The sequence below is a fragment of the Calditrichia bacterium genome, from assembly GCA_020634975.1.
Taxonomy (GTDB): domain Bacteria; phylum Calditrichota; class Calditrichia; order RBG-13-44-9; family J075; genus JACKAQ01.
In genome coordinates, this window is the sequence record JACKAQ010000003.1 from 546,446 (window position 1) to 558,456 (window position 12,011).

The 12,011-nt window shown below is 48.6% G+C and carries 7 protein-coding genes; 2 read left to right on the forward strand and 5 right to left on the reverse strand.

The genetic code is table 11. The annotated features are described in order from the left end of the window. Window positions 1-14: 14 nt before the first annotated feature. The 3 genes from H6629_19920 to H6629_19930 all read right to left on the reverse strand — a co-directional run bounded on the left by H6629_19920 (window position 15) and on the right by H6629_19930 (window position 2,637). Complete coding sequence (locus H6629_19920) at window positions 15-272, reverse strand: GIY-YIG nuclease family protein (GenBank protein MCB9070048.1); 258 nt, start codon at window positions 270-272, stop codon at window positions 15-17. A gap of 14 nt (window positions 273-286) precedes the next feature. Continuing rightward, a complete protein-coding gene (locus H6629_19925) occupies window positions 287-1,390 on the reverse strand; it encodes a CapA family protein (GenBank protein ID MCB9070049.1) in 1,104 nt (367 codons plus the stop codon). Between the two features lie 89 nt (window positions 1,391-1,479). Continuing rightward, entirely contained in the window at window positions 1,480-2,637 is a 1,158-nt protein-coding gene (locus H6629_19930) for a glycosyltransferase (GenBank protein MCB9070050.1), read from the reverse strand. A gap of 263 nt (window positions 2,638-2,900) precedes the next feature. Between H6629_19930 and H6629_19935 the strand changes: the two genes are divergently transcribed. Continuing rightward, window positions 2,901-5,558 carry a VCBS repeat-containing protein gene (locus H6629_19935; GenBank protein MCB9070051.1) on the forward strand — a complete coding sequence of 886 codons (2,658 nt, stop codon included), beginning with the start codon at window positions 2,901-2,903 and terminating at the stop codon, window positions 5,556-5,558. A 75-nt stretch (window positions 5,559-5,633) separates the two neighbouring features. Beyond that, a complete protein-coding gene (locus H6629_19940; protein MCB9070052.1) occupies window positions 5,634-6,062 on the forward strand; it encodes a hypothetical protein in 429 nt (142 codons plus the stop codon). A 107-nt stretch (window positions 6,063-6,169) separates the two neighbouring features. Here H6629_19940 and H6629_19945 read toward each other — a convergent pair whose 3' ends face one another. Together H6629_19945 and H6629_19950 are read right to left on the reverse strand one after the other, a co-directional pair. Further along, entirely contained in the window at window positions 6,170-8,434 is a 2,265-nt protein-coding gene (locus H6629_19945; protein ID MCB9070053.1) for a PorV/PorQ family protein, read from the reverse strand. Window positions 8,435-8,442: 8 nt separating this feature from the next. After that, a complete protein-coding gene (locus H6629_19950) occupies window positions 8,443-11,787 on the reverse strand; it encodes a DUF11 domain-containing protein (GenBank protein MCB9070054.1) in 3,345 nt (1,114 codons plus the stop codon). Window positions 11,788-12,011 lie beyond the last annotated feature (224 nt).

Sequence of the window (12,011 nt, forward strand, 5' to 3'; positions counted from 1 at the left end):
AAAATTTCGGCTGTTCAACCGACCGTCTGAAACAGCTTTTCTTTGCGGGATCTGCGCATCTTTTTGATTTCAGCTTCTCGGCGTGTGGCTTCGGAGCGACTGGTGCAGGATTCGGTGTAAACCAGTTGAACCGGGCGGCGGGATTTGGTGTATTTCGCACCCAAACGATTGTCGGAATTGTGCTCGTTAATGCGGCGCTCCACATCCTTTGCTATTCCGGCATATAGTGTGTCATCAGCACAGCGAACGATGTAAACATACCATAAATTCATTCAAAAAACGCCGTTTACAGAACATGAGATTTAACTTTTGCCAACACATATTTGGCATAATTTGAATAGCTGACTTCCTTCAGGAAAAATTCTTTGGGTGGCAATTTTAAAAATTTCAGTGATCGCATAAACCGGCTGCGATACAACAATTCGCGAAACCAGCGATCGCTGACACCTTGCCAGAACGCCGCATCTTTTTGCTGATACAATCTGCCGAGAATGCAAATACGATTTTCCAGCCATTGCTTTTCACGACCGTGCATCATCTGCGGCACCTGATTTGAAATGCGGTACGGATACATTTCCGCGTGTAAAATCTTCCCGTATTCGTCAATTTCAACCCCATAAACAAAGCTGCGGTTGGCGTAAAAATAGGGTTCGTCAAAAATGAAATTGCCGAGGCTGTAAATAATTTGTCCGTCATTGTAATTTTCGATGCCATTGGGATAATGCGGGCCGTGCCCTACAATCAGCGATGCACCGGCATCGATCATTTCCCGCGCCTGCCGCTGTTTATACGGCACCGGAAAAAATCCATATTTAATGCCCCAATGCACCGTTACCAGCACAATGTAACCATCCGATTTTAGCTGTCTAATTTGGGTTAAAATGTGTTCAATCCGGTGATCCGAAAGACCGGGGCGACCGGCTTTGGCGATATCCGAGCTGAGCGAGTAAATATATGTATAACCTAAAATTGCGAGCTTTACACCATTGGTTTCAATTTTCAGCGGGGCGTTGGCTTCTGCAAAATCGCGACCGGCACCAACGTGGCGAATATTCACCCTGTCCAGATGTTCCAGCGTTTCGGCGAGTGCATCCGGACCGTGATCGAGAATATGATTATTGGCTAAGGTAACCGCATCAATGTTCAAATTTTGCAGAATTTGCACCGTTTTCGGATGGCTGCGGAATGTTACGCGCGGCTGTTGTTGCGGATGTGGCGAGCCGTTAACAGCCAACGGGTTTTCCAGATTCAGAAACCGCAGGTCATAATCTGCCAATATCGCGTTGATTTCCGTAAAATGGAAATCGCCGGGATTGCTAAAAAAATGCGTTTGAACATCCCGGTCGAGCATGGCATCGCCCATCAGGGCAATTTTAAAATTTGCTCCCATGTCACCTTTTGGTTGGGTAAATCAATCGTTCCGGACAGAAATGTCTATCCTGCCCTACGTTTGTTTATCCCCACACATCCATTTTTCCCTTAACCCTGTTTCGTTTCCAGCATCTTCCGGTAGAGCTGTTGGTACGAACTCACCATTTTTTTCAACGAAAAATTTTCTTGTGCAAATTTGCGGGAATTTTCGCCCATTTCCCGCAGCAGATCCGGATTGTTGCGCAATTTGCGAATTGCATCTGCCCATTGCTGATGATTGTTGCTTTCCACCAGAAATCCGGTTTTTCCGTCGATCACCAATTCCACATTTCCGCCGACAGCGGTTGCCACAACCGGTTTTCCGGCGAACATCGCTTCCTGAATTACGTTGGAACACCCTTCGCTGAATGAGGTCAGCGTAAACACATCGAAACCGTTATACATCAGATTCACTTCTTTTTGAAATCCCAAAAAATGAACATGCTTGGTCACGTTTAACGATTCGGAAAGCGTTTGCAATTCTTTCCCGATTTTCTCGGACATGTTGCCGCCGCCAACGTGCGCAAGTTCAATAATATCATTGGTTTGAACCAGCGGTTGCACACCTTTTATTATCATGGGAAAATTTTTCACGGGATTGAATCGCCCAACCGCACCCACGATAAAATCGGATTCCCCAAAGCCAAACCGGCGACGAAATTCGGTTCGCAAATCGGTGTCCGGAAAGAACAAATTCTCATCCACGCCATTGAGGATGACCTGCACTTTTCGATTGTCGAAACCGGTTACGGCGGATAATTTTTTGCCCAGAACATCGGATACGGACAGTATACAATCTGCTCGATCCCAGAAGATGCGCTGTATCAACGAATGCGGAAATTTTTCCGGAAAAGTGCCGTGCTCGCCATGAATAATCACCGGCGATCTGGCGAATTTCGCACCCAAAACGCCTTCAACCAAAGCGCCCCAGGATCTGGTGTGAACGATATCATACTGTTTTTCGCGGAACAATTTGGCAAGTTTAAACGGCGTTCCGGGGTGATTTCCGGCGGGAATTTGCAATTCTACAATATTAAATCGATCGAGATCCGGCACCTGGTTTTCGTAAATTTTATTTAAAATCACCAGTTCATTGTGAAATTGCGAGGTGTCCATATGGCGAATCAGCTTTAAAATCCCGAGTTCTTTTCCACCGCCGCCAATCGTGTTCATCACGTGTGCAACTTTTATCTTTTTGTTCGACTGCTCGTTCTGCATAAATCCCATTGGTTTTGTTTATTCTTCGATAATAAATGAACCCGGATCCGAAATATTTGTGGATTAACACCCCCAACACCATTGCGATGCGGCATGTATGATAACCAAAATTCGTCCATTTCAAAACCAAATTTTTCAATAATTTGGCGAAACCGGTTAGGGAAAACCTATCGAAAAAATGTTTCACCCGCACAAAAAATCTTTTCAGAATCACCGAAATAGTGTAACTTCTGCAACATTAAAATTCCCTTTCAACATACTGCGAGTAGATTATGTGGTTGAGAATCGTTCTGATTTTTCTGGTTTGTTTAGGTTCGATTTCTGATGCGCAATCTTATTTTTCCAATGCCAATTCCCGAACCGGTATAAACGCGACGCACAGCAAAATTCCCCAATATTACACCACCGGGCAAGCCTGGAGTGATTACGATCGAGATGGCTGGTTGGATTTATATGTAACCAGCACGATTGGTCAAAACACATTATATCGCAACAACGGCAATGGCACATTTAGTGTTTCGCCACTGAACGGGCAGGTTGCGCTCGCGAATGCCAAAAGCGGCGGCGCAGTATTCGGCGATTACAATAACGATGGCTGGCCGGATTTGTATGTGCTGGCACTCGGGCAAAATACCTTGTTCCGCAACGATGGCGGCAGCGGATTTACCGATGTAACAACCGCCGCCGGTGTTGGCGACAACGGAAAGGGCGAAACCGCCGCGTGGGGCGATTTTGACGGCGACAGTTTTCCCGATTTGTATGTGAGCAACTGGGCTTGCGACACCTGCCAAACCGGTTTTCCGTTTGCCGGAAATCAGGATCGGCTGTATCGCAACAATGGCAACGGCACGTTTTCGGATATCAGTGATGCGCTGGGCATCGATAATTTGACGGGCGCCGGATTTGTCGCCAGTTTTCTGGATTACGACAACGATGGCGATCTCGATATTTATCTCGTGAACGATAAATACATCAACCCGATCGGCAATCAGTTGTGGCGAAACGACGGTCCCGGGCGCAATCACTGGCAATTCACGGATGTTTCCGAGGAAAGCGGCGCGAACATCGCGCTGTTCGGAATGGGGCTGGCTGTCGGCGATTACGATAACGATCTCGATCTCGATTTGTATTTCTCGAATATTGGTCCGCCGGTGATGCTACAAAACCAGACCAGTCAGGGAAATCCCGTGTTTACCGATGTTTCCATCGCCGCAGGCGTAACCAATAATGCGATTTCATGGGGCACATTTTTCTTCGATTACGACAACGATTGCTGGAAAGATATTTTCCTCGCAGCCGGAAATACAAATGTGCTAAGTGTTGTCCGGTGTATCGTTTACGCCAACCAGCAAAACGGCAGTTTTGCGGATGTTTCCAGCATCAGCGGACTGAACGACCCGCTGGCAACGATGGGCACGGCATATGCCGATTTTAATCGCGACGGTTGGCTGGATGTGGTCGTCGGCAATCACGATAACGGCTATATTTTGTATGAAAACGAGCACATCGCCGGAAGCGGTAACCACTGGATTTCCGTTGAACTGACCGGCGGCGGACCGGTGAATCGCGATGCCATCGGCAGCCGGGTTTATGCCTATTTGAACAATGGCGAAGTGCTGATGCACGAAGTAAAATCCGGCTCCAGCCACGGTGCCGGGAACCAGCTGGCGGCGCATATCGGGTTGGGCAGTTTTGCGCTCGATTCGCTAAAAATTGTCTGGCCGGACGGACTTACCGAGACGTTGACAAACCCGCCGGTCAACCAATATTTGCAGCGCAGCTATCCCGTTGCGGGCACATTTTTGCAATCGCTGGAAACGGGCTGGAACCTCATCGGGCTGCCGCTGCATCGCGAAAACACTACTTTTTGGATGAGCTATCGCAGCGCAACGCCCTTTTCCCTGTATGATTTTGACACGAAATATCGCTCCCAAAATCGGATGGAAAATTATCGCGGCTATTGGCTGCACAGCCAAACCGGCTCGGATGTGACGATTTACGGCAAACCGGCGACCGCTGCAACCATCCATCTGAACAGCGGCTGGAACCTGATTGCCGGCATTTCCGGCGATGTGCCGTTGGCAAATGTGAGCGATCCATCAAATATCATCGTTCCGGGAACGCTGCAACGCTATCGCAACGGCTATGTTTTCGCAGATACCATTCGGCAGGGCGAAGGTTACTGGATCAAAGCCTCGGGCAACGGCGCTATCTATTTGGATATCAACAGCGCTGCGAATTCTGCGCCAGAATTGCGGACAAACGCACTCCGAAAATCGTTTGCAAATGTGCCGCAAATTGAGATTCGCGACGCTGCAAACAGCACGCAAACCCTCTATTTTGCACTACCGCCAGCTTTCCGGCAACAGGATTTTTCACTGCCGCCGCTGCCACCGACCGGCGCATTCGATGCCCGTTTCAGCGATCACACATTTGCCACAACGGCGGAAAATTCACACATCGAATGGCAATCAGCTAATTTTCCGCTGACCGTTTCGTTGATAAATTTGCCGGAAAATCAGTCCTTCGAATGGGTGGAAATACTTCCCGACGGCTCAGAAAAACGACAGCAAATCGCTGAAAATACAACATTTACAATTTCAGACCCCGACATTCGAAAAGCGAGTTTGCAAACGACAGCGCTGCTGCCGGAACGGTTTGAAATTTTTCCAAATTTCCCGAACCCGTTTAATCCCGAAACCCACATCCGCTTTTCGCTGCCGGAACCGGCAACGGTAACCATCACCATTTATTCAGCAATCGGGCAAAAAATCCGCACGCTGGAAAATGGGCATCGCGAAGCCGGGGTTCATTCCGTTCGATGGGACAGTCGCGCCGATAACGGCGAAACGGTTGCCAGCGGAATTTATTTTTATCGCATTTCAGCAGGCCCATTTTCTGCTGCAAAAAAGATGATGTTGCTCCGCTAAACCCTGCTGAACTTAACTTTTCGGCACTTTTGCCGATGGTATGTTTAGTTAAGTTCAACTAAAAAAGGTGTGGCGATGAGTGATCATCGGTTAAGTGAAAATGTGGAACGCCGCCGGTCGAGCGACAGAACCGGGGAACGGCGCGGCGGAAGTCCCGAAAACCGCAGGCGCGGACCGGATACGCTGTCCAAATCGATCCGGATTGTTGCGATTATCGGCTGGTTGTTTTTGCTGAGCGCGATGGTGTTTATCGACCTCGCAAAGCCAAAATATGTGACCGTTTTTGAACAACGCAACGGTGCAGCAGACAGAACTGGTGGCTGGGATATGGATATGGCCCGGGCAATTTTTTTTCTGCAAGTTGGCGGTTTTTTGTTCGGCACCTACGGTTTTGTGATGAATATGAAACGCAGTCGCCGAAAATCTGATCGCTATCGCATCAATTTACTGGTGCTTGCGGTAACTTCTCTGTTCGGGATGATTTATTACCTGCTATTTTTCTGATTACCCATCCAATTTTGCAATAAAAAGGTCGTTACAGGACAATAAAAAAGAGGGAATGGCAACTGTCATTCCCTCTTTTGTTAATTATTGTTTTTAAAAAACTTACGCTAATCCCGCAAAATCGGAATCACAAAAATGGATTCCATCGAACGGTTATTTTCCGATTCGATATCGAATGTTGATTGAACAGTTACGGCGTGTACCAACTGGTATGGATTGGACGGCGGTTGCCGGTTGACCACCAGCGCATATTTGATTTCCAGCGTTTCGCCCGGCGCGATGGCAGCAAATTGCCAGCGCAATTCCGTTGCAGACATTTCATCGGACGCTGGGGCAATTGTGGTGCTGAAACTGCCCGGAACAAATTCGGCAAGTTCCGGAATTTCGCCGGAAACGGTAACGGACTTGGCGGTATCTGCGCCAGCATTACGCACGGTTAGCGTATAATACACCGGCTCACCCTGAAACACTGCCCGAACCAGCGAAACATTATCGATCGGCTGATTTGTCGTATCGCGATTTGCAGATTTCAGCAAATAAACATCCACCCGACGATTGAGCGTGTGAGCGGCATCTTTTTCTGCTTTTTCGTTAAGCAAATTTGCATCCCGCAGCGGAAATTTTTTGCCGTAGCCGTATGCGAAAATCCGGCTTTCGGAAATCGAGTGATTTGATTCCAGATATTCCGCAACACTGTTGACACGACCAAACGACAGTTTCTGGTTGTATTTTTGGCTGCCGCGCTGGTCGGTGTGTCCGCCCAGTTTAATAAATACGTTGGAAAGCGCCGGAGAATCGAATGCTTCACCGAGGATATCCAGTTGTTTTTTCGAGGTTTCGGTCAATGCGAATTTATTGAATTCGAACAGTACTTTCGGGCGCAACGGAGTAAACGCAATCTGTTGCGAAATCATCAAATCGTATGCCGGATCGGGCGGCGGCGGAATGACCGGTGCGTTAATCCTGAAATTGCGGATCGATTCCACAAAGCGAATATTCTGATCGCGATCATATGCCAAAACCGTCCAGAAATATTCGCCCGGCTGATGCTCCGGCGTCGGCTGCAACGTGAATGGAATATTGCCCGTTTTGCTGCGAATTCCCGGCACATCCCACACCAAAAAATTGCCACTGTTCCGGGTCGAATCGATCAAAAACGGCAGAGTGAGATCGGCATCTTCGCGGGCGTTTTTCACAAATTGGGCTAACGCCGATTCGTCATTTTGGCTCATAAACAGCAAATAGCGAACGTCGTCGTATAAATCGGGATCGATCGATTCTGACCACGCTAACCCGATCGGATCGGTCACCTCATATTCCGTTTGATCCGTCGATTCGATATCAAATTTTTCCGGGGAAACCGGATACTGGTTGATCCCGCCCCGCAGCGGCGGAGAGAAAAAATCGTTGCCTTCAAGATAGGCAAAATCGAGCCGCAGTGCTTTGCCTTTTCCGGCCAGCGGCGGGACATTCCCGATCCGGTAGCTCAATCCAAACGTAAGTTTGCTGAGCAAATTATCGTTGAAATTGTAGCCGCCGCGAACGCCGAGCAGGTATTTCCAGGTCAGTTCCGCACCGACACTGACGTGGCTGACTTCGTCGCGATATTTATTGTAATCGGTATTCAACTGCAATTGGAAGCCATCGTGCGAACCCATATTGAGCGCGACACCGCCGCGAAACGTTCGCGGCAACGGTGTGTCAACTGCAATAAAATTAATGGGTTGCCCCAACTGGTTCACGGAAAATCCGGCGGAAAAATAGCCGTAATCGAAATTCATGATTTGGGTTTTGAATCGATTGGTTTTAAAAAGCAATCCCAAATCCGTCATCCACGAACCGGCAACAACGCCATCCAGATCGCTGCGGTAATATTTGAGGTTCGCCCCAAAAGCGAGGTTTGGCGAAATGGCGCTCAGCGGATTGCCGAAACTGAGCGTGAACAATGCATCGCTGGCGGAAGCCATTGCCTGAGTCGGGTCGCCGGTGCTGTTAAATTCCCGCACACCCTGATAATGAATCCCGAGCGCAAACTTGCTTTTTTGGCTAAAAGGCGTGGCAATTTGCCGTCCGTACATCCACGATAAGCTGTAGCTATCGGCAATCCATTCGGTGTAAGAAGTGGACCATTGCCACTCCCGCAAAAATCCGGTCGCACCGGGATTCGAAACCAACGAGTGCATTTCGTCGATAACGCCGGAATAGCTGCCGGCAAATCCCTGGTTGCGAACGCCGGGTAAAATTTTCAAAAACGCCACACCGGAGCGCACCTGCGCGTTGATTTCGGTTGATACAATTGCGGTTCCGCAAATCAGCAAAATCATGGCCATCTGCAACAACCGTTTGGCTGAGCGAGCAAATAATGGTTTCAATGGTTGTCTCATCTTCTTATGATCACTTTCTTCCAGCAGATTAATTTGCTATCAAAGGTTTTCAGCGTAACAATGTAAGTGCCGCTGCCAACCTGTAATCCGTTTTCGGTGGTTCCGTCCCATTCGCGGCGGTTGATGCCGGGATCGAACACTTCCCGGTAAAGGGTTGTGACGCGATATCCGCTGATATCCAGCAGTTCCAGCGTCGCTTCACGGGAATATTCCAACTCAAAATTGATGCCCAACGGCAGTCCGTTTTGCGGTTCAAACACATTGAAATCGAGCGTGAAAAATTCGCAGCCTTCGCGGAACGGCGGCACAATATTCAGCACGGAAAATTCCGCGAAATTATTCGCCAGCGTGAGCGGATCCTGATTGGTTGCCTGCACAACAACCCTGTTGGTGAGCAAATTTTCACCTTGCGGCATATTGGTCGGCACAGTCGCATCGAAGCTGAGAATGCGCGTTTCGTTTGGTGAAAAATCGCCGAGATCCCATTTGATGGAATCGCCGTTGAGCACCCCAAATGGCGGATTAATCGAGCCCGAAATGATCGACAATATCGGCGGAAAATAATCGACCAAAACAACATCTTCCGCAATAACGTCTCTTTCGTTGGTTACTTTCAATCGATAGGTAAATGTTTCACCGCGAGCAACATACCAGGTTGTGTCGCTGTTTTCTACCGTAAACGAATCGGTTTCGACAAATTGGGTGACCGAAATATCCGTGAGCACCGGCGGCGGTTCCAACGCATAAACGGTATCGCTGGCAGTTACCGGACCGCCGTTGTCGGCGATTAGAATCACATCGTTGTCCAACGGATACGGGTAAAACGGCAGGCTGTCCGCGACCACAGCGCAAAATTCCACCGTCGTATCGGACGGCGCGGGCATGTTTCCAAAATTGAACACCAGCGTATCGCCGCTGCCGAAGGTTGCACCAAATAGCGAGTCTGGCAAAAAGTTTGTTAAAATGACGTTGCTGGCAATTTCCGGCCCATTGTTGCGAACCGTGATTTTGAAACACACGGAATCGCCGGGGAATGCAAACCAGGTTGTATCGCCGTTGTCCACGATAAATGTGTCTGTGCTCACGGTTGTGATGACAATAATATCGGTTGGGCCGAATGGTTTCTCGATCGCGAAAACCGTGTCGGTAAATGTCTGCGAGAGCGGATCGGCGTTGTCACCCGTCGCGATGATCGTGTTCACCAACGGGAACGGCGTGAAGGGCAGGTCGCTCACCACTGTCGGGTTGACCGAAATCGTCGAACTCGCCGATGGCAGTAGATCGCCAATCGCGAAGCTCAGCGTATCGCCCGCGTTGATGACCGAGTCCGGCAGCACATCCCGCAGCAATACGTTCGTTGCGGTCAGCGTGCCGGTATTCCGAACGGTAATATTATAGGAATAAGTTTCGTCTTCTTCGGCGAACCAGGTTGTGTCCGAGCCGTCGACAGTGAAGCTGTCGGTCTGCACTTTCCACGAAATATCCAGCATCGTGGTGGTTGGTGGCGGTGCAACTCCATACGCCGTTGCAATGTCAACAATAGTTCCTGATACGTTATCCGCACCAACAGTAGCCGTGTTTTCCAACGGAAATGGATAAAATGGCAGATCGCTGCTGACAATCGCACAAATCTCAACCGTAGTATCCGCAAGCGCCGGGATCGCGCCAAAATTGTAAGTGAGGGTATCGCTTGAAACAAACGTATCCCCAAAAACGGAATCCGGCAGCACATTTGTGAGCAAAACATTTTGGGCAACATTTGCGCCAGTATTGCTCACGGTAACCATAAAACACACCGAATCACCTTCTGCCGCAAACCAGGTCGTATCACTGCCGCTTACGGTGAAGCTATCGGTGCGAATTTTGGTGGTGACACCCAACGTGGTAAGTCGATCAATCGTAATCGTATCAACAAAAAAATCGTTGGCGCTGTTGTTATCGCAGGCAACCAAAACCGTTGTCCGGCTGGAAATTTCGGTGACGGTGTCAGAAAGCGCCGGATTTACTGTTGCATCATAAGTAATTGAAATATTTCCACTTAATCCCGGACTAATCGAATCAAATTGCCAAAACAGAACGCTACCCGATGTCGAATCCGGCACACGGCTGAAACCGGAGGTTGTCAACTCTGCGGAAAGGCTATCGACCACCCAAACATTAAACGCTGTGTTCGGGCCGTCATTGCTCAGCAATAGCTCATAACTGAATGTTTCGCCAACCCCAATCGAATTATCCGATGCGGTTTTCATGAGGCTAACATCATAATTATTAACGGTTTCCGGTGGATTGTAAAATCCGGTTGCGCTACCGGTTCGCAACAAATCTGTTACGGTAATATCGACTACCCGGGTAGAGTCGCCGCCGATAATTTCATCACCGCAGGGCTCCGGCGAGGTATGTGCCATCACATAAAAATTGTTGGTGATTTCCGATAATCGCGCGTAGATATCCAGCAATTGTGCGCCGGAATCCGCATGAAAAAACAACCCGCCGGTTTCACTGGCAACTTTGCGGAGATCGGCGATGCCACCCGCGCTCAATCCCAATCCAATCGTATGAACAGTGATGTTTTCTTCATTTGTCACGGCGAGAACGGAATCGATATCCGGACCGGTCGGATCGTTATTTCGCCCATCGGTGAACAGGATAATCTGGCGCCGGATGGAGGTTTCCGCTTTCATCGAATCGACAACTTCAATCAATGCCCGGTAAATTCGGGTGCCGGGATCGTCTTCCGTATCTGCGATAAAAGTGGTCAGCGAATCTTTATCATCAGTGAACCAGATCGCCTCGTTATTTCTGGCGAACCGCATAAATCCGATCCTGTCCGCATCACCGGAATTGTTGATAAAATTGATGTTCGAAGATTTTGCAAATTCCAGATCCGGTGTGCTGAGGCTGCGGCTGTTGTCCATCATCAGCATAATGCTGGTGGGTATTACGTTATTCCTGTTCACCTCCAGAAATTGCGGTGCCGGTTTTTGACGATACAAATTCGCATCTGCCGGCTGCGACGGGTCAGCCAAATGATATTCGGATAGCGGCTGCCACAAATCCGAAATGTTGCCAACCGGCGCAACATCATCCGGGCCGAGCCACGCGGCTGTATCCGCCAATCCGGCGATGTGATTTCCCGAAGTGTCAGAAATCGTCATAAATGTTAAAACGGGATACGGAAAAGTTGCTGTTTTTCCTTTGACTGTAATGCCGTTGGTGGCAATTTTGTTTACTTTGACGACCAGAGAATCCTGTGCAAATGCGCTAAAACCGAATGCCAAAGTAAAACAAAACAGAACAACAGCATGCGAAAAACGGTTGGTAAACATTAACATTCTTGGCAATTTTTACATTCCTTGCGTATAATTTGTATTCAACGGTAGTTTTGGCAAATTCAATAGAATTAACATTTTGCAAGTGATAAAAACTGAAGTATTGCAGAAGTTGCAAATGAGTGAAGAGAACCGGCGAGATGCCCAATCACCGTTCCCTGAAGTATTTTTTCAGATTGCCCTTTCAAGTTGCGACATACAGTTAAACACTTGTCCAGTTAGAAAAAAGGCAAAAA